Raw genomic sequence first — 19,399 nt, forward strand, 5'->3', positions numbered from 1 at the left:
GCGGGTTTGGCAACTGAATAAATCACCAAACCAGATTGTAGACAATCCGAGTCGGCGTTGCCGGACGGCGATAAGGAGTACCGACTCTCAAATCGGTACTCCTTGTATGCTAAATAGTTGCGCACGTCAAATCTCTGTCACCGGTTAAGAGCAAAAAACAGCGCCGTTTCAGGCATACATTACTCTGTCGGGACCAGTCTGGGGGTGATAAAGACCACCAGTTCCCGACGCTCATTTTCCTTCCCGTCGTGGCGAAAGAGCTGCCCAAGCCAGGGAATATCGCCCAGCAGCGGCACGCTCTCCTGCCCGCGTTTATTTTTGCGCGAAAAAATGCCGCCCAGCGCCAGCGTTTCACCGCTTTTTACCTCAACCTGAGTGTCTATCTCCTGTTTGTCGATAGCCAGCACCTCGCCGTCCGCCTGTTGCAGGACCTGCCCCGGCATGTTCTGGCTGATATGCAATTTGAGGCGAATCCGCCCCTTTTGCAGCACTACCGGCGTCACCTCCATCCCCAGCACCGCCTCTTTAAACTCCACCGACGTGGCACCGCTTTCGCCACTGGAGACCTGATAGGGGATCTCGCTGCCCTGCTTGATGCTGGCGGGCTGTAAGTGGGAGGCCAGCAGGCGCGGGCTGGCGATAATATCAAGCTGCTGCTTTTGCTCCAGCGCGGAAAGCTCCAGATCCAGCAGCCGCCCATCGATTCGGCCAATGTTAAAGCCGACGCGCGTGGTCGCCGCGGCGACAGAGAGATCGCTGCCAAGGGTGGACACATCCCCCACCGCGCCGGTACTTTGCGCCTCTGCCAGCGTCCACTTTACCCCCAGCTCACGCAGGCTTTTCTCGTTAATGGTCACAATATGCGCCGCCAGTTCAACCTGCCCGACGGGAAGATCCATTTGCGCCGCCCACTGCTCCAGCAGCGTGAGCGTCGGCGGCGTGTCTCTGATTAGCAGCCGGTTAGTTCGCGTATCCACCGTCATATTGCCCCGGGCGCTCAGCAGCTTTTGCCCAGCTTTCGCCAGCTCAGCGGCGTCGGCGTAATGCAACGTGATGTGCCGGTTTTCCAGCGGCAGGCTGGCCTCCCGCCTCGCGTTCTCCGCCTGCAGGCGCGCCGCTTCGTCACGCTGCCAGTTCGCGGAATGGACGTGGATGATGGCCTCCTCCTGGCGCAGAACCAGTCCGGCGCTGCTGGCCACCGTCTGTAGCGCCTGCTTCCAGGGAACATCTCTCAGGCGCAGCGATACCACGCCGCTGACATCCGGCGCAACCACCAGATTACGCCGTTCCTGCTCCGCAAGCGCCTGAAGCACCTGGGCAACCGGAACCTCATCCACCACCAGCGTCACGTTTTGCGCTTTTCCGGCCAGTACCGGGTGCAGAACGGCTATCAGCGCCGCCAGTATCCATCGCCTCATCAACCTCTCCTTGTCTTAGCCACCGCCATTGCTGCGGATCGCAGCCGTTGCCGGTATTCACTGTCAGCTCCTGTTCATCAAGCCGGATTACCGTCCAGCCGGTATCCAGTACGTCATGCAGTTCAACGCGCCGCCATCGTCGTTCGCCGTCACGTAGCAGACCAATGCTCCGCCCTCCCTTGCCGACGATGCCCTGGTAGCGCCACTGCGTCAGCTCTGCGCAATGGCAACCATCCTCCGGCTGACGAAACGGATCGCGCATTCCGGTCAGCATCAGCAGCGACAGGACGGCCAGCAACCAGCGCCGGTTAGTCATGCAGGGATTCCAGCGTAAGGGTCACCAGCAGTTCGTTCTTCTCCATCGCCAGTGAAAAACCGTTTACCGACACTCCTCGCTCCGCCAGATACGCAAACAGCGACGGAACCGCCTCCCAGCCTCCACGCAGCGCCAGTTCGCCGCCCTGTTCCGACGGCTGCCAGCGCCGCAGCTGTAGTCCCGGCAAGGAAATGGCGAACGGTGAAAAAGGCGCATCGGGCGACGCCTCTGCTGACAGCCGCTCATCTTCGGTTGCCGCAAGGCGATACAGCGCAGGCCAGAGCTGACGATTCTCCATACGCAGCCGGTTCAGCGATTCACTATTGGCGGTTGGTGAAGAAAACAGGCACCACGCCATAAGCGCGCTCAGTAATACTGTCCATCCCGTCCAGCAAAAAACGCGCGTCCGCGGCGTTAACGCGCACCAGAGATCAATGAGCGCCGCCATCCGTTTCTCTCCATGCCAGCCGATAGTGAAATTGCCAGTATCCCTGCGCATCCTGTTGCGCTGCGCCGGTATGGGTTATCCGCCACGCCTGCGAACCGCGCAGCATGGCCTCCAGCGCGCTCAATGCCGCAAAACTGAGCGTTTTTCCGCTCAGTTGCAGGCTATTCTGCTGATAGTCCATCTGTGTCAGCCAGGCCTGCGCGGGAAGGCGCCGGGCGAGATTTTCCAGTTCAGGCTGCCAGCGGCGGGTCGCGTTTCGCCGCGCCTCGCGGGTAATAATCTGCTGTAACCGTTGCTGGCGCGCCTCCAGACGCGGCTTCGCAGCGCCAAGCGCCGTCGTAAGCTGCCGTTCCGCTTCTGCAAGCACCGTAGCGATCTGCCCGTTTACGCCCTGAATGACGCCCCCGATCGCCATTATCGCCAGCGCCACCACCGCTGGCGCGCTGAACGCCAGGCACCAGAAATGCAGGCACGCCCTGCGTCGTTGCTGTCGCCAGGGAAGAAAATTGACCGCGTACATTAACGAACCTCCCCCAGCGCCAGACCAAGCGCGATGGCGAAGGCATGACCTTCGGTCGGCACCGGAGGCTGACGTACTGAAACGGCCCGCCACGGATCGAATTGCGCCTGAGCGCAGAGCGCGACGCTATCCGGCGTAAGGGAAAGAGCGTCGATAAGGTCATCAATGGTCGCTATTTCCGCCCGCGTTTTTCGTCCCCAGGCATAACGCGTCGCCCACAGCCACTGCGCTTCATCGCACCAGACCAGGCAGGATTGCGTAGACGGCAGGAAAGGCAGCAGCCGCTGCAACGCGCTGGCATCCGGCGTAATGGCCGCCACCTGGATCTTCAGCGTTCTGGCAAGCGTGAGCAAAGTGGACACCTCTTTATCCTGGGCGGCAGTCACCGTAAATGCCGGGGTGAGCGCATCTTCGCTATAATCAAAACGCAGCGCATCCGGTTCCATATCCATTTCGCGCGCCAGCGTTCCAGCCAGCCACGCCGTCTGCTCGCGCTCGCGAAGCGACATTGCCGGGCGGGGAAACGCCTTTTGTCGCGTACGACTGGAGGGAAAGGAGAGATGTACCTGATGGCGCTGCGGCAGTTCCCGGCTCCACACCCGGAGCACGTCGGCAAGCTGCTCCGGGTCGCGGATGCGTCCCTCCTGAATGATTTTCGGCGCCAGCGGAATGCGCCACCAGCGCTGTAGCGACCAGCCTGAAGCGCCGCGCACGACGGCAACCGCCAGCGCTTCACGTTGTTGAATATGCAGGCCAATTTGCCAGATTCTGAAAGCCATAGCTGATGATCTCCTTATCTCCCGTTACTCTTACGGGTATATCAATGCGTCAGGCTTGCCTTTATACTACCGCGCGGTTGTTTAGAAACTGCCCAAATGAAACTAAATGGGAAATCTCCAGTGAAGTTCGTAAAGTATTTATTGATCCTTGCAGTATGTTGCATCCTGCTGGGAGCAGGCTCGATTTATGGTCTGTACCGTTATATTGAGCCGCAATTGCCTGATGTCGCGACGTTGAAAGAGGTACGTCTGCAAATTCCAATGCAGGTGTACAGCGCTGATGGCGAGTTGATCGCGCAATACGGCGAGAAGCGCCGTATTCCGGTTACGCTGAGCCAGATACCGCCGGAAATGGTCAAGGCGTTTATCGCGACGGAAGACAGTCGTTTCTATGAGCATCACGGCGTTGACCCGGTGGGGATCTTCCGTGCGGCCAGCGTCGCGCTGTTCTCCGGCCACGCTTCGCAGGGGGCGAGTACCATTACGCAGCAGTTAGCGAGAAACTTCTTCCTCAGCCCGGAACGCACCCTGATGCGTAAAATTAAGGAAGTGTTCCTGGCGATCCGCATTGAGCAGATGCTGAACAAAGATGAGATCCTCGAACTTTATCTCAACAAAATCTACCTTGGCTACCGCGCCTATGGCGTCGGCGCCGCGGCGCAGGTCTACTTCGGTAAATCGATCGATCAGCTCACCTTAAGCGAAATGGCTGTCATCGCCGGCCTGCCGAAAGCGCCTTCGACGTTCAACCCGCTCTATTCGATGGACCGCGCGACGTCGCGCCGCAACGTGGTGCTCTCCCGTATGCTGAGCGAAGGCTACATTACCCAGGCGCAGTACGATGAGGCGCGTAATGCGCCAATCGACGCGAACTACCACGCGCCGGAAATCGCCTTCTCCGCGCCGTATCTGTCGGAAATGGTGCGCCAGGAGATGTACGCCCGTTACGGCGAAAACGCCTATGAAGACGGGTATCGCATTTACACAACCATCACCCGCAAAGTTCAGCAGGCCGCACAGGAGGCGGTGCGCAATAACGTGCTGGACTACGACATGCGCCACGGCTATCGCGGTCCGGCGAACGTGCTGTGGAAAGTCGGGGAAGCCGCCTGGGACCCGAAAAAGATTATCGATACCCTGAAAGCCCTGCCGACCTACGGGCCGCTGCTACCGGCGGTGGTAACCAGCGCTAATCCGCAGGAAGCCACCGCGGCGCTGGCGGATGGCACGTCGGTCGCGCTGCGTATGGAGGGCATCCGGTGGGCGCGACCGTACCGTTCAGACACGCAGCAGGGTCCGACGCCGCGTAAAGTCACCGACGCTATCCAGACCGGTCAGCAAATCTGGGTCCGCAAGATGGGCGACGCCTGGTGGCTGGCGCAGGTGCCGGACGTAAACTCCGCGCTGGTGTCCATCAATCCGAAAGACGGCGCGGTGCTGGCGCTGGTGGGCGGCTTTGATTTCAACCAGAGCAAATTCAACCGCGCCACTCAGGCGCTGCGTCAGGTGGGCTCGAACATTAAGCCGTTCCTCTATACCGCCGCAATGGATAAGGGGCTGACGCTGGCGAGTATGCTCAACGACGTGCCGATCTCCCGCTGGGATGCCGGCGCCGGGTCCGACTGGCGTCCGAAGAACTCCCCACCACAGTACGCCGGTCCGATTCGTCTGCGTCAGGGTCTGGGACAGTCGAAAAACGTGGTAATGGTGCGCGCGATGCGGGCGATGGGCGTGGATTACGCGGCCGAATATCTGCAACGTTTTGGCTTCCCGGCGCAAAATATTGTGCATACCGAATCTCTGGCGCTGGGCTCCGCCGCGTTCACCCCGATGCAGGTTGCACGCGGCTATGCGGTGATGGCGAACGGCGGCTTCCTGGTCGATCCTTATTTCATCAGCAAAATTGAAAACGACCAGAACGGTATTATTTTCGAAGCGAAGCCGAAGATTGCCTGCCCGGAATGCGATATCCCGGTCATTTACGGCGATACGCAGAAGTCTGACGTTCTTGAGAACAGTAACGTTGAGGACGTCGCGGTTTCCGGCGAGCAGCAAAACGCCGTCGTGCCGATGCCGAAGCTGGAGCAGGCAAACCAGGCGCTGGTTGTGCAGACCGGCGCACAAGAATATGCGCCGCACGTGATTAACACCCCGCTGGCGTTTCTGATTAAGAGCGCGCTGAATACCAACATTTTTGGCGAACCGGGCTGGATGGGCACCGGCTGGCGCGCGGGTCGCGACCTTAAGCGTCACGACATCGGCGGTAAAACCGGCACCACCAACAGTTCGAAAGACGCTTGGTTCTCCGGCTACGGCCCGGGAGTCGTGACTTCAGTATGGATTGGCTTTGACGATCACCGGCGTGACCTTGGACGCACCTCCGCTTCCGGCGCGATCAAAGATCAGATCTCCGGCTACGAAGGCGGCGCCAAAAGCGCGCAACCGGCGTGGGATGCCTATATGAAGGCGGTGCTGGAAGGCTTACCGGAAGAGCCGCTGACCCCGCCGCCGGGTATTGTGACGGTCAATATCGATCGCAACACCGGACAGCTGGCAAGCGGCGGCAACAGCCGCGCGGAATATTTTATTGAGGGCACCCAGCCCACGCAGCACGCGGTGCAGGAAGTGGGTACCACCATTATCGATAATGGCGAAACGCACGAACTGTTCTGACGAAAAAAGGCGCTCCGGCGCCTTTTTTGTTGTCGGGGTCGTATTGTTGCCGGATAGCGGCTACGCCTTATCCGGCCTACAAAACCTTACCCCCGTAGGCCCGGTAAGCGTCAGCGCCACCGGGCAAACCTGCCGGATGACGGCTACGCCTTATCCGGCCTACAAAACCTTATCCCCCGTAGGCCCGGTAAGCGTCAGCGCCACCGGGCAAACCTGCCGGATAGCGGCTACGCCTTATCCGGCCTACAAAACCGGCGCTCTGCGGGTAAAGCCGCCAATTTACAGCCTGCCCTGCCCCCTCAGCCATTCGCGCACCAGGAACAGCGCGCTCACGTTCCGCGCCTCGGTAAAGTCAGGGTCTTCCAGCAGATCCATCAGATGCGTCAGCGGCCAGCGGACCTGCGGCAGCGGCTCAGGTTCATCTCCTTCCAGCGACTCCGGGTACAGGTCTTCCGCCACCACGATGTTCATTTTGCTGGAGAAATAAGAGGGCGCCATGCTGAGCTTTTTCAGAAACGTCAGATCCTTCGCGCCAAAGCCAACCTCTTCTTTCAGCTCCCGGTTCGCGGCTTCAAACACGCTTTCGCCGGGGTCAATCAACCCTTTGGAAAAGCCCAGCTCGTAAGACTCCGTTCCTACTGCGTACTCACGAATCAGAATCAGATGATCGTCAACTATCGGCACAATCATTACCGCTTCACGGTTAGAGGGGCGCATCCGTTCGTAAACGCGACGCACGCCGTTGCTGAACTCGAGATCCACACTTTCAACGCTGAACAGCCGCGACCGGGCGACCGTTTCAACATGCAGAATGGTGGGTTTTTGTAATGATTTGCTCATCGTGGGAATCTTTGCCGTGGAATCTACCGTCATTGTGCGATATACGACACGGTTTCGGCAACGTGAATTGCCGTTTATTTACATTTATGTAACCTAATAAAAATATAATTCCTATTTCAAATTAAAAGTCAATAGGTTGAAATACGTCCAGGAATTTGCTGATATTCCGCTTTTGCGGGTTTTGCTATCATTTGCCTTCACTGGGATGCGCTGAAAATGCTCAAGTTCAACTCCATGCTTGCCGATAGCCAACCACAGAATCACGTTTATTGTGACAGGGTGCGACTGACCACGCCTGACAGATTAAGTAAGATGGGAAAAGCATGAGCACCATTTTGATTTTTTTAGCGGCGCTACTGGTCGGTCTGTTTCTCGTCTGGTGGCGATACAAACTCCGCGCCAGGCGGCGAAAACTCCCATGGACGAACGCATTCTCAGACGCGGCAAGCCGTAAACTGACGCCGGAAGAACGCAGCGCCGTTGAAAATTACCTCGAAAACCTGAGCCAAATTCAGCAGGTTCCCGGTCCGACGGGCGCCAGCACGGCCCCCGTATCCCTGGCGCTGAACGCCGAAAGCAATAACGTCATCATTCTGACCCACTCGATCACCCGTTACGGCATTACCACCGACGATCCGAATAAATGGCGCTATTATCTCGACTCCGTCGAGGTCCACCTGCCGCCGTTCTGGGAACAGTACATTAACGATGAAAATAACGTCGAGCTGATCCATACCGATACCCTGCCGCTGGTCATTTCCCTCAACGGTCATACTTTGCAGGAGTACATGCAGGAGGCGCGCGGCTATGCGTTGCAACCTGCCAGCTCCACCCAGGCGTCGATTCGCGGCGAAGAGAGCGAGCAGATCGAACTGCTGAATATTCGTCAGGAAACCCACGAGGAGTATGCGCTAAGCCGTCCTGCCGGATTCCGTGAAGCGTTGCTGATCGTCGCCTCCTTCCTGCTGTTTTTCTTCTGCCTGATTACGCCGGACGTTTTTGTGCCCTGGATAGTTGGCGGCGCCGTGCTGCTGCTGGCCGCCGGACTCTGGGGACTTTTCGCGCCACCGTCGAAAACCGCGCTGCGGGAAATCCACTGCCTGCGCGGTACGCCGCGTCGCTGGGGTCTGTTTGGCGAAAATAACCAGGAACAAATTAACAATATTTCGCTTGGCATTATCGATCTGGTCTATCCGCCGCACTGGCAGCCGTGGATCGCGCAGGATCTGGGGCAGCAGACGGATATCGATATCTATCTGGATCGCCACGTCGTGCGTCAGGGCCGTTTTTTATCCCTCCATGACGAGGTAAAAAATTTCCCGCTCCAGCACTGGGTACGCAGTACCGTGATTGCCGGCGGCTCGCTGGTGGTGCTGCTGATGCTGCTGTTCTGCATCCCGCTGGATATGCCGATCAAGTTCACCCTGTCATGGATGAAAGGCGCGCAGACCGTTGAAGCGACAAGCGTTAAACAGCTTGAGCAATCCGGCGTGCGGGTGGGCGATACGCTGAATATTCGCGGCAAGGGCATGTGTAATATCCACGCTTCAGGCAGCTGGCGTCCGCAAACCAGTTCGCCGTTTACGCCATTTGACTGCTCGCAAATCATCTGGAACGACGCGGCGGCGCTGCCGTTGCCGGAGTCTGAGCTGGTCAACAAAGCCACCGCGCTTTCGCAGGCCGTCAATCGTCAGCTGCATCCCAAACCGGAAGATGACTCCCGGGTCAGCGCGGCGCTACGTTCAGCGATTCAAAAGTCGGGGATGGTGCTGATTGACGATTTTGGCGATATCGTTCTGAAAACCGCCGATTTATGCGCAGCGGAAGATGAATGCGTCCGTCTCAAAAACGCGCTGGTGAATCTGGGCAACGGCAAAGACTGGAACGCGCTGGTGAAACGCGCCAACGCGGGCAAGCTGGATGGCGTCAACGTCCTGCTGCGCCCCGTCAGCGCGGAGTCGCTTGATAATCTGGTCGCCACCTCGACGGCGCCTTTTATTGCCCGTGAAACGGCCCGCGCCGCCCAGTCGCTGAACAGCCCGGCGCCCGGCGGTTTTCTGATCGTCAGCGACGAAGGCAGCGAGCTTGTCGATCAGCCCTGGCCGTCGGTTTCGCTGTATGACTATCCGCCGCAGGAGCAGTGGAATGCTTTCCAGCGGCTGGCGCAGATGTTGATGAACACGCCGTTCAGCGCCGAAGGCATTGTCACCAGTATTTATACCGACGCCAACGGCACCCGCCACATCGGTTTGCACCGCATTCCGGACCGTTCCGGCTTGTGGCGTTACCTCGGCACCACCCTGCTGATGCTGACGATGCTGACCAGCACCGTCTATAACGGCGTGCAGGCGTTCCGCCGCTATCAGCGCCATCGCACCCGCATGATGGAAATTCAGCAGTACTATGAAAGCTGCCTGAATCCAAAACTGATCGCCTCTTCGGAAAGCCTCATCTGATAACATGACTGCGCGACGGGGTATGCTACCCTGTCGCGCAACGCGTTTTATTCTGGAGAGTTCCCATGCATATCAATATTGCCTGGCAGGAGGTCGATACCGTTCTGCTGGACATGGACGGCACGCTGCTCGATCTGGCGTTTGATAACTATTTCTGGCAAAAGCTGGTGCCCGAAACCTACGGCGCGCAGCAGGGGATCTCGCCGCAAGAGGCGCAGGAATTTATCCGCCAGGAGTATCATGCGGTCCAGCATACGCTAAACTGGTACTGTCTTGATTACTGGAGCGACCGCCTGGGCCTGGACATCTGCGCAATGACCACGCAGATGGGACCGCGCGCCGTGTTGCGCGACGATACGGTGCCCTTTTTAGCGGCGTTAAAGGCCTGCGGCAAGCGCCGTATTTTGCTGACTAACGCGCATCCGCATAATCTGGCGGTAAAGCTGAAGCATACCGGCCTGGATTCGCACCTTGATTTATTACTTTCCACCCACACATTTGGTTATCCCAAAGAGGATCAGCGGTTATGGCGCGCCGTGGCTGAAGAGACAGGGATAGACGCGCAGAAAACGCTGTTTATTGACGACAGCGAAGCCATACTTGATGCCGCCGCGACGTTCGGCATTCGTTACTGCCTCGGCGTGACTAACCCCGACTCTGGCGTGGCGGAAAAGCAGTATGCGCGCCACCCGTCGTTGAATGATTACCGTCGACTGATCCCCTCACTGCTGTGAAGGAGCCGCCATGAAAGAGAAACCCTCGGAAGAGGTCAGACTGGATAAATGGCTGTGGGCCGCGCGTTTTTATAAAACCCGCGCGCTGGCGCGCGAGATGATTGAAGGCGGAAAGGTTCACTATAACGGTCAGCGCAGTAAGCCGGGCAAGATCGTCGAACTGAACGCCACCCTGACGCTGCGTCAGGGTAATGATGAGCGCACGGTGGTGATCCGCGGGATCAGCGCCCAGCGCCGACCAGCCAGCGAAGCCGTCGCCCTGTATGAGGAAACGACGGAAAGCGTAGAAAAACGCGAAAAAATGGCGCTGGCGCGTAAGCTTAACGCACTGACCATGCCGCATCCGGACAGACGACCGGACAAAAAAGAGCGCCGCAATCTGTTACGATTTAAACACGGCGACAGCGAGTGACTGTCGCCCGCAAGAGAGATGACTATGCCGCAACATGACCAATTACACCGCTATCTGTTTGAAAATTTCGCCGTGCGCGGCGAACTGGTGACCGTATCGGAAACTCTGCAACAGATTCTGGAAAATCACAGCTATCCGCAGCCGGTAAAAACGGTGCTGGCCGAGCTGCTGGTCGCCACCAGCCTGCTGACCGCCACCCTCAAGTTCGCCGGGGATATTACCGTTCAGTTGCAGGGCGATGGTCCGCTGAGTCTGGCGGTGATTAACGGCAACAACAACCAGCAGATGCGCGGCGTCGCGCGCGTGCAGGGTGACGTGGCGGAAAGCGCCGACCTGAAAACCCTGGTCGGCAACGGCTATCTGGTGATCACCATCACGCCGGAAGAAGGCGAACGCTATCAGGGCGTGGTCGGTCTGGAAGGCGATACCCTGGCGGCCTGCCTGGAAGACTATTTCCTGCGCTCCGAGCAGTTGCCGACCCGTCTGTTTATTCGCACCGGCGAGGTGGACGGCAAGGCCGCGGCGGGCGGAATGCTGCTGCAGGTGATGCCCGCGCAGAACGCGCAGGCGGATGATTTCGATCATCTGGCGACGCTGACCGAAACCATCAAAGCCGAAGAGCTGCTCACCCTCCCGGCGAACGACGTGCTGTGGCGTCTGTATCACGAAGAAGAAGTCACCCTCTACGATCCGCAGGACGTGGAGTTCAAATGCACCTGTTCACGCGAACGTTGCGCTGGCGCGTTGAAAACGCTGCCGGACGCAGAAGTAGACAGCATTCTGGCGGAAGATGGCGAAATTGATATGCACTGCGATTACTGCGGCAGCCACTATCTGTTCAATGCAATGGACATTGCCGAGATCCGTAATAACGCCTCCCCTGCCGATCCGCAGGTGCACTGACAGATCGCCTTTATTGCCGGATGGCGGCATCTCCGCCATCCGCTTCCCCTTCGCGAAACGTCCTGTTTTTGTCCGCGGTTTAATTTGTGATGAATCGATATTTTACATGTAATGGTTACGTAATTTTCTTACGTGAATGCGATTACACTCACAATTTTTCCGTGAACAACACTACCTTTTAACGTTTTCAGAACATTTTCCACAACAAAAAGTCCATTCCTGCCATAATAACCGCCGCCTCGTGACCGGAGTCACAGCGTTTTCAGTCAATCGTGATTTTGTCCAGATAAGTAAATCTATGAGCCTTGTCGCGGTTAACGACCCTCAAAAAACCTTACTATTTCAGGTAATACATATTGGCTAAGGAGCAGTGATATGCGCGTGAAACGATTAACCCCGCAAGATCTCAAGGCTTATGGTATCAACGACGTTCAGGATATCGTTTACAACCCCAGCTATGAAACGCTCTATCAGGAAGAACTCGATCCTTCCCTTCAGGGCTATGAGCGCGGCGTACTGACGAATCTCGGCGCCGTTGCCGTTGATACCGGTATTTTCACCGGACGTTCGCCAAAGGATAAGTACATTGTCCGTGACGACACCACGCGCGATACGCTCTGGTGGTCCGACAAAGGAAAAGGCAAGAACGACAACAAACCGCTTTCCGAGGAAACCTGGCAGCATCTGAAAGGGCTGGTAACGCAGCAGCTTTCCGGCAAGCGTCTGTTTATCGTGGATGCGTTCTGCGGTGCTAACGCCGACACCCGCCTTTCCGTGCGCTTCATTACCGAAGTGGCCTGGCAGGCGCATTTTGTGAAGAACATGTTCATCCGTCCAAGCGATGAGGAGCTGGAAGGCTTTGAACCTGACTTTATCGTGATGAACGGCGCGAAGTGCACCAACCCGCAGTGGAAAGAGCAGGGGCTGAACTCCGAAAACTTCATAGCCTTCAACCTGACCGAACGCATCCAGCTGATTGGCGGCACCTAGTACGGCGGCGAAATGAAGAAAGGTATGTTCTCGGTGATGAACTACCTGCTGCCGCTGAAAGGCATCGCTTCGATGCACTGCTCCGCCAACGTGGGCGAAAAGGGCGACGTGGCAGTCTTCTTCGGCCTTTCCGGCACCGGCAAAACCACCCTCTCCACCGACCCGAAACGTCGCCTGATTGGCGATGACGAGCACGGCTGGGACGACGACGGCGTGTTTAACTTCGAAGGCGGCTGCTACGCGAAAACCATCAAGCTGTCGAAAGAGGCTGAACCTGAAATCTACAACGCTATCCGTCGCGATGCGCTGCTGGAAAACGTCACCGTTCGCGCCGATGGCTCCATCGATTTTGACGACGGTTCTAAAACCGAGAACACCCGCGTTTCTTACCCGATCTATCATATTGAGAACATCGTTAAGCCGATCTCCAAAGCGGGTCACGCTACCAAGGTGATCTTCCTCACCGCCGACGCCTTTGGCGTCCTGCCGCCGGTTTCCCGCCTGACAGCGAACCAGACACAGTACCACTTCCTGTCCGGCTTCACTGCCAAACTGGCTGGTACCGAACGCGGCGTGACCGAACCGACGCCAACCTTCTCCGCCTGCTTCGGCGCGGCATTCCTGTCACTGCACCCGACGCAGTATGCGGAAGTGCTGGTGAAACGTATGCAGGCCGCAGGCGCGCAGGCGTACCTGGTCAACACCGGCTGGAACGGCACCGGCAAACGTATCTCGATCAAAGATACCCGCGCCATTATCGACGCCATCCTGAACGGTTCTCTGGACGATGCGGAAACCTTCAGCCTGCCGATGTTCGACCTGGCGATCCCGACCGAACTGCCGGGCGTGGATACGCGTATTCTCGACCCGCGTAACACCTATGCCTCACCGGAACAGTGGCAGGAAAAAGCCACCGCGCTGGCGAAACTGTTCATTGAGAACTTCGAGAAGTACACCGATACGCCAGCAGGCGCCGCGCTGGTCAGCGCCGGTCCGAAGCTGTAACTGATGTTGCCGGATAGCGGCATAAATGCCTTATCCGGCCTACGGTGATATGAACGCAGGCCTGGTAAGCGCAGCACTATCAGGCATGCAAAGATAAACAAAAGGGAGGCTAAATGCCTCCCTTTTTACGCTTCTTTTGTCGTCCCCTGGATGCGCGCCACGGGAACCGGCAGCCAGGCGCGGATAGAAAGTCCGCCGCGCTCGCTGGTGCCGATTTCCAGCATACCGTTATGGTTATCGACGATACGCTGTACGATCGCCAGCCCCAGCCCGGTGCCGCTGGTGCTGCGCGCGCTGTCGCCGCGCACAAACGGCTGGAACAGGTGCTTGCGCTGTTCAGGTTTGATACCAGGCCCGTCGTCTTCCACCTGGAACCAGGCGCGATGCGGCTCCGTGCCGCTGCTGACTTTAATCCAGCCGTTACCGTAGCGGGCGGCGTTAACCACCATATTAGCCACCGCGCGCTTGATGGACAGCGGGTGCATTCTCAGCTGAATACTGCCCGGCTGCAACGCCGTCTCGATTTCACGTTCATAACCGCTTTCCGCGGCGACCACTTCACCCAGCACCGCGTTGAGATCCGCCAGCTCCATCGGCATCTCCTGACCGGTGCGCAGGTAGTCGATGAACTGCTCTATGATCGCGTTGCACTCTTCAATATCTTTATTGATGGATTCAGCCAGATAACCATCCTGCTCGCCCATCATCTCCGTCGCCAGGCGGATTCGCGTCAGCGGCGTGCGCAGATCGTGGCTGACGCCCGCCATCAGCAGCGTACGGTCATCGGCAAGCTGTTTCACCCCGGCCGCCATATGGTTGAAGGCGCGGGTCACCGAGCGCACTTCAGAGGCGCCATATTCACGCAGCGGCGGCGGAATGATCCCCTTCCCGACCTGTAACGCGGCATGTTCAAGGTCCACCAGCGGTCGGTTCTGAATACGGATAAACAGCCACGCCCCGCCGATCGCCAGCAGCATAATCGCCAGCGTATAGCGGAACAGCGGCGAAAAATCGCCCTGATGAATTTCCGTTAACGGCACGCGTACCCAGATATTTGGCGACAGCCAGGTTTTCAGCCACACGACGGGCGAGCTTTTATTGACCTCAACGCGCACTTCCGTCGGGCCGCCCAGCTGCTGCGCCATCTGATGGCTTAGAAATTCATAATGTTGCGCCCAACGCAGTCCCGCCTCTTCGGCAGCTTCGTTGGAGTAGAGGGAAATCCCCAGTTCACGGTAAATTTCCCGACGAAAGGCGGGAGGCACCACCAGCTGCGTGCCGTCCTCCAGCTGCAGCTTATCGGTCATCAGCATACGCACTTCGTAGGCGAGGACCTTATTAAACTGCTGGAGACTCGGCAGGATCGCAAAGTTCAGCACCACCAGATAGGTCGTCACCAGGCTGACGAACAGCAGGGTGACGATGAGCAGCAGCGTGCGGGCAAAAGAACTTCGTGGCGAGAAGCGCATTCGCCTCATGCTTTAGAACCGTCCGGCACGAAGACGTAGCCCAGACCCCAGACGGTCTGAATGTAGCGCGGATGCGCCGGATCTTCTTCCACCATGCGACGCAGACGAGAGATCTGGACGTCGATGGAGCGTTCCATCGCTGAATACTCGCGGCCGCGCGCCAGGTTCATCAGCTTATCGCGGGAGAGCGGTTCGCGCGGATGGCTGACCAGCGCTTTCAGCACGGCGAACTCACCGCTGGTCAGCGGCATCGGCTCGTCTTCACGGAACATTTCGCGGGTGCCGAGGTTCAGTTTGAACTTACCAAAGGCAATCACCGCCTCTTCCTGTGAAGGCGCGCCCGGCAGTTCGTTAGCCTGACGACGCAGCACCGCGCGAATACGCGCCAGCAGTTCACGCGGGTTAAACGGTTTCGGGATGTAGTCATCGGCGCCGATTTCCAGCCCGACAATGCGATCGACCTCTTCTCCTTTCGCCGTCACCATAATGATCGGCATCGGGTTGCTCTGGCTACGCAGACGGCGGCAGATCGACAGGCCATCTTCACCCGGCAGCATCAGATCCAGTACCATAAGATGAAAAGATTCGCGGGTCAGGAGACGATCCATTTGCTCAGCGTTAGCGACGCTTCGAACCTGGAAGCCCTGCTCGGTCAGATAACGCTCCAGCAGCGCACGCAGACGCATGTCGTCATCCACCACCAGAATTTTATAGTTCTCTTGCATTGTTTGTACTCCCAAAGGTTCGCAACAATTGAATGTGTGTATTCTTCAAAAAGCTTACGTTCGTCACCAGCGAATTCTGGTATGAATTCCAGGCTAAATTGTTACAAAGCATATTTAACAGCAGCTTAAGTATACAATGAAACGTGCGGCACATTATTTATTCTGTTAGCAGGGTGACGTAATACGATTTGTGCGCATCATCACAGACTTAAAGGTAATCAATAAGATGAAAACGCCCCTGATCACCCGGGAAGGGTACGAGAAGCTGAAACAAGAACTGAATTATCTCTGGCGCGAAGAGCGCCCGGAGGTCACAAAAAAGGTAACCTGGGCCGCAAGCCTCGGCGACCGCAGCGAGAACGCCGACTATCAGTATAATAAAAAGCGCCTGCGTGAGATCGACAGGCGGGTTCGCTACCTGACCAAATGCATGGAACATTTAAAAATTGTCGACTATTCCCCGCAGCAGGAAGGCAAAGTGTTTTTCGGCGCGTGGGTGGAAATTGAAAATGACGATGGCGACACCCGCCGCTTCCGCATTGTCGGCTACGATGAAATTTTCGGTCGTAAGGATTACATTTCCATTGATTCGCCGATGGCGCGCGCCCTGCTGAAAAAAGAGGTTGGCGATCTCGCCGTGGTCAATACCCCCGCCGGAGAAGCAAGCTGGTACGTAAACGCGATCGAGTACGTAAAATAGTCCGAGAGCGCCCTCCGCGACTGGCATTTTGCTGTGCCAGTCCGTATAACTAACCCCTGATTTTTTACTCAGATGAAATTAACTCGATGATGAATGATTCTTTCTGCCGCATTATCGCCGGTGAGATTCAGGCCGGGGCCGATCAGGTCGCCGCTGCCGTTCGCCTGCTTGACGAAGGGAACACCGTGCCGTTTATCGCACGTTATCGTAAGGAAATCACCGGCGGTCTGGATGACACGCAGTTGCGTAATCTGGAAACCCGACTGGGCTATCTGCGTGAACTGGAAGAACGCCGTCAGGCTATTCTCAGGTCCATTTCCGAGCAAGGCAAACTGACCGATGAACTGGCTAACGCCATCAACGGTACGTTAAGTAAGACCGAGCTGGAAGATCTCTACCTGCCTTATAAACCGAAACGTCGCACCCGCGGGCAAATTGCTATTGAAGCCGGTCTGGAGCCGCTGGCCGATCTGCTGTGGACCGATCCGTCACACGACCCGCAAACGGAAGCGGAGAAGTTTGTCGACGCCGATAAAGGCGTTGCCGATACCAAAGCCGCGCTCGACGGCGCGCGTTACATTCTGATGGAACGTTTTGCCGAAGACGCGGCGCTGCTGGCGAAAGTGCGCGACTACCTGTGGAAGAACGCGCACCTGGTCGCCGCCGTGATCAGCGGTAAAGAAGAGGAAGGGGCAAAATTCCGCGACTATTTCGATCATCACGAACCAATCGCCAGCGTCCCGTCGCACCGCGCGCTGGCGATGTTCCGCGGACGTAATGAAGGCGTGCTACAGCTTTCGCTGAACGCCGATCCGCAGTTTGATGAGCCGCCGAAAGAGAGCCACTGCGAACAGATCATCATGGATCACCTCGGCCTGCGCCTGAACAACGCCCCGGCGGACAGCTGGCGCAAAGGCGTGGTGAGCTGGACCTGGCGCATTAAGGTGCTGATGCATCTCGAAACCGAGCTGATGGGCACAGTGCGTGAACGTGCGGAAGACGAAGCGATCAATGTATTTGCCCGCAACCTGCACGACCTGCTGATGGCCGCGCCGGCGGGCCTGCGCGCTACGATGGGCCTCGATCCGGGCCTGCGCACCGGGGTCAAAGTGGCCGTCGTTGACGGCACCGGCAAGCTGGTCGCCACCGACACTATCTATCCGCACACCGGCCAGGCGGCGAAAGCCGCTACCATCGTCGCCGCGCTGTGTGAAAAATACCACGTTGAGCTGGTGGCGATTGGCAACGGCACGGCGTCGCGCGAAACCGAACGTTTCTTCCTCGACGTGCAGAAGCAGTTCCCGAAAGTGACCGCGCAGAAAGTGATCGTCAGCGAAGCGGGCGCGTCGGTCTACTCCGCCTCCGAACTGGCGGCGCAGGAGTTCCCGGATCTCGATGTCTCCCTGCGCGGCGCTGTCTCCATCGCCCGTCGCCTGCAGGACCCGCTGGCGGAGCTGGTGAAGATCGACCCGAAATCGATCGGCGTCGGCCAGTACCAGCACGACGTCAGCCAGACACAGCTGGCGCGTAAGCTGGACGCGGTAGTCGAAGACTGCGTGAACGCCGTCGGCGTGGATCTCAACACCGCCTCCGTGCCGCTGCTGACCCGCGTAGCCGGGTTGACCCAGATGATGGCGCAGAATATCGTCGCCTGGCGCGATGAGAACGGCCAGTTCAGAAACCGACAGCAACTGCTGAAAGTGAGCCGCCTGGGGCCGAAAGCCTTCGAGCAGTGCGCAGGCTTCCTGCGTATTAACCACGGCGATAATCCGCTCGATGCCTCAACCGTGCACCCGGAAGCGTACCCGGTGGTGGAGCGCATCCTGGCGGCGACGCAGCAGGCGCTGAAGGACCTGATGGGCAACAGCAGCGAACTGCGCAATCTGAAAGCCGTTGACTTCACTGACGACAAATTCGGCGTTCCGACCGTCAGCGACATCATCAAAGAGCTGGAAAAACCGGGCCGCGACCCGCGTCCGGAGTTCAAAACCGCGCAGTTTGCCGACGGCGTGGAGACCATGAACGATCTACAGCCGGGGATGATCCTCGAAGGCGCGGTCACCAACGTCACCAACTTCGGCGCCTTTGTCGATATCGGCGTGCATCAGGATGGCCTGGTCCACATCTCTTCCCTGGCGAACAAGTTCGTTGAAGATCCGCACACCGTCGTCAAAGCGGGCGATATCGTGAAGGTGAAAGTGCTGGAGGTGGATCTGCAACGCAAGCGTATTGCGCTGACCATGCGTCTTGACGAGCAGCCGGGTGAAACCAGCGCCCGACGCGGCGGCGGCAATCAGGATCGTCCGGCAGCGAAAGCGGCGAAGCCGCGCGGTCGCGACGCCCAGCCGACAGGCAACAGCGCGATGATGGATGCGCTGGCGGCGGCAATGGGTAAAAAACGCTAAAGCTGCCTCTTCTGCCGGATAGCGACGCTCACGCCGCTATCCGGCATGTTTATATTATTCGCCCTTCACACCCCCGCGTTATTTTTCACATCATTAACAGATGAAACCTTAATTAAACATTAAGTCTGTTTATTTATTAATAAATGGAATTATTTCACCTTCCCGCATTAAATGTTGAGCCATATCAAAGTTGACGCAAATTATTCTTTAAACCAACATTCCGTCACATTTATTCTGTTGATGATAGAAACCATTCTCATTATCATTGCATTGTTGATTATTTAATCTTTCCTTCGTTGGCTAATCATCTGGTCTCATGCCGCGTCCTCAGCCCCATGAGGTAACAACCATTTAGCGAGAAATAAGTAGGCTCTTATGCAATTTACTCCAGATACTGCGTGGAAAATTACCGGCTTTGCCCGGGAAATAAGTCCTGCATACCGTCAGAAACTGCTTTCCCTCGGCATGCTGCCTGGTTCCTCATTTAACGTCGTGCGCGTCGCGCCTTTAGGCGATCCGGTACATATTGAAACCCGTCGCGTCAGCCTGGTATTACGGAAAAAAGACCTGGCTTTATTAGAAGTGGAAGCGGTTTCCTGTTAATAC

General features: G+C 57.5%; 16 protein-coding genes and 1 pseudogene. 9 read left to right on the forward strand and 8 right to left on the reverse strand.

Annotation, left to right across the window (positions count from 1 at the left end):
• Nucleotides 1-179: 179 nt before the first annotated feature.
• The 5 genes from hofQ to K7R23_RS04365 are packed head-to-tail and all read right to left on the reverse strand — an operon-like array spanning nt 180 to nt 3,481.
• Complete coding sequence (gene hofQ, locus K7R23_RS04345) at nt 180-1,418, reverse strand: DNA uptake porin HofQ (RefSeq protein WP_012908362.1); 1,239 nt, start codon at nt 1,416-1,418, stop codon at nt 180-182.
• Nucleotides 1,330-1,734: a HofP DNA utilization family protein gene (locus K7R23_RS04350; protein ID WP_012908361.1), complete on the reverse strand. Its 405-nt coding sequence runs from the start codon at nt 1,732-1,734 to the stop codon at nt 1,330-1,332. Before K7R23_RS04350 ends, hofQ begins: the two co-directional genes overlap by 89 nt.
• On the reverse strand, nt 1,727-2,182 hold the full coding sequence (locus K7R23_RS04355) for a HofO family protein (protein ID WP_012908360.1): 456 nt from the start codon (nt 2,180-2,182) through the stop codon (nt 1,727-1,729). Before K7R23_RS04355 ends, K7R23_RS04350 begins: the two co-directional genes overlap by 8 nt.
• Nucleotides 2,166-2,702 carry a PilN domain-containing protein gene (locus K7R23_RS04360; RefSeq protein ID WP_012908359.1) on the reverse strand — a complete coding sequence of 179 codons (537 nt, stop codon included), beginning with the start codon at nt 2,700-2,702 and terminating at the stop codon, nt 2,166-2,168. Before K7R23_RS04360 ends, K7R23_RS04355 begins: the two co-directional genes overlap by 17 nt.
• Nucleotides 2,702-3,481, reverse strand: coding sequence for a hypothetical protein (locus tag K7R23_RS04365; RefSeq protein WP_012908358.1), 780 nt, complete (start codon nt 3,479-3,481; stop codon nt 2,702-2,704). The genes K7R23_RS04360 and K7R23_RS04365 overlap by 1 nt, the downstream gene beginning before the upstream one ends.
• Nucleotides 3,482-3,601: 120 nt before the next feature.
• Between K7R23_RS04365 and mrcA the strand changes: the two genes are divergently transcribed.
• Entirely contained in the window at nt 3,602-6,154 is a 2,553-nt protein-coding gene (mrcA, locus tag K7R23_RS04370; RefSeq protein ID WP_024133042.1) for a peptidoglycan glycosyltransferase/peptidoglycan DD-transpeptidase MrcA, read from the forward strand.
• A 279-nt stretch (nt 6,155-6,433) separates the two neighbouring features.
• On the opposite strand, the gene nudE is transcribed toward mrcA, so the two are convergent.
• On the reverse strand, nt 6,434-6,994 hold the full coding sequence (gene nudE, locus K7R23_RS04375; protein ID WP_012908356.1) for an ADP compounds hydrolase NudE: 561 nt from the start codon (nt 6,992-6,994) through the stop codon (nt 6,434-6,436).
• Nucleotides 6,995-7,317: 323 nt separating this feature from the next.
• Here nudE and igaA point away from each other — a divergent pair, with 323 nt between their 5' ends.
• The 5 genes and pseudogenes from igaA (at nt 7,318) to pckA (ending at nt 13,494) form a co-directional block, all read left to right on the forward strand.
• The gene (igaA, locus tag K7R23_RS04380; protein WP_012908355.1) at nt 7,318-9,450 is read left to right on the forward strand and encodes an intracellular growth attenuator protein IgaA; all 2,133 of its coding nucleotides are present in this window, start codon (nt 7,318-7,320) and stop codon (nt 9,448-9,450) included.
• 65 nt (nt 9,451-9,515) lie between these two features.
• On the forward strand, nt 9,516-10,184 hold the full coding sequence (gene yrfG / locus K7R23_RS04385) for a GMP/IMP nucleotidase (RefSeq protein ID WP_012908354.1): 669 nt from the start codon (nt 9,516-9,518) through the stop codon (nt 10,182-10,184).
• 10 nt (nt 10,185-10,194) lie between these two features.
• Nucleotides 10,195-10,596 (forward strand): ribosome-associated heat shock protein Hsp15, encoded by a 402-nt coding sequence (gene hslR / locus K7R23_RS04390; protein WP_012908353.1) that lies wholly within the window; start codon nt 10,195-10,197, stop codon nt 10,594-10,596.
• Nucleotides 10,597-10,620: 24 nt separating this feature from the next.
• Entirely contained in the window at nt 10,621-11,499 is an 879-nt protein-coding gene (hslO, locus tag K7R23_RS04395; protein WP_012908352.1) for an Hsp33 family molecular chaperone HslO, read from the forward strand.
• Nucleotides 11,500-11,874: 375 nt separating this feature from the next.
• Nucleotides 11,875-13,494 (forward strand): annotated as a pseudogene (gene pckA / locus K7R23_RS04400) (phosphoenolpyruvate carboxykinase (ATP)).
• 125 nt (nt 13,495-13,619) lie between these two features.
• Here pckA and envZ read toward each other — a convergent pair.
• Entirely contained in the window at nt 13,620-14,972 is a 1,353-nt protein-coding gene (envZ, locus tag K7R23_RS04405) for a two-component system sensor histidine kinase EnvZ (RefSeq protein WP_012908350.1), read from the reverse strand.
• Nucleotides 14,969-15,688 carry an osmolarity response regulator transcription factor OmpR gene (gene ompR / locus K7R23_RS04410; RefSeq protein WP_001157751.1) on the reverse strand — a complete coding sequence of 240 codons (720 nt, stop codon included), beginning with the start codon at nt 15,686-15,688 and terminating at the stop codon, nt 14,969-14,971. Before ompR ends, envZ begins: the two co-directional genes overlap by 4 nt.
• 226 nt (nt 15,689-15,914) lie before the next feature.
• Here ompR and greB point away from each other — a divergent pair, with 226 nt between their 5' ends.
• The 3 genes from greB (at nt 15,915) to feoA (ending at nt 19,396) form a co-directional block, all read left to right on the forward strand.
• Nucleotides 15,915-16,388, forward strand: a complete 474-nt coding sequence (gene greB / locus K7R23_RS04415) for a transcription elongation factor GreB (RefSeq protein ID WP_012908349.1) — start codon at nt 15,915-15,917, stop codon at nt 16,386-16,388.
• Between the two features lie 86 nt (nt 16,389-16,474).
• Nucleotides 16,475-18,793, forward strand: a complete 2,319-nt coding sequence (locus tag K7R23_RS04420) for a Tex family protein (protein WP_012908348.1) — start codon at nt 16,475-16,477, stop codon at nt 18,791-18,793.
• A 375-nt stretch (nt 18,794-19,168) separates the two neighbouring features.
• A complete protein-coding gene (feoA, locus tag K7R23_RS04425; protein WP_012908346.1) occupies nt 19,169-19,396 on the forward strand; it encodes a ferrous iron transporter A in 228 nt (75 codons plus the stop codon).
• Nucleotides 19,397-19,399 lie beyond the last annotated feature (3 nt).

Origin of the sequence: Citrobacter rodentium NBRC 105723 = DSM 16636 (assembly GCF_021278985.1) — a bacterium.
In the GTDB taxonomy this organism is placed as follows: domain Bacteria; phylum Pseudomonadota; class Gammaproteobacteria; order Enterobacterales; family Enterobacteriaceae; genus Citrobacter_A; species Citrobacter_A rodentium.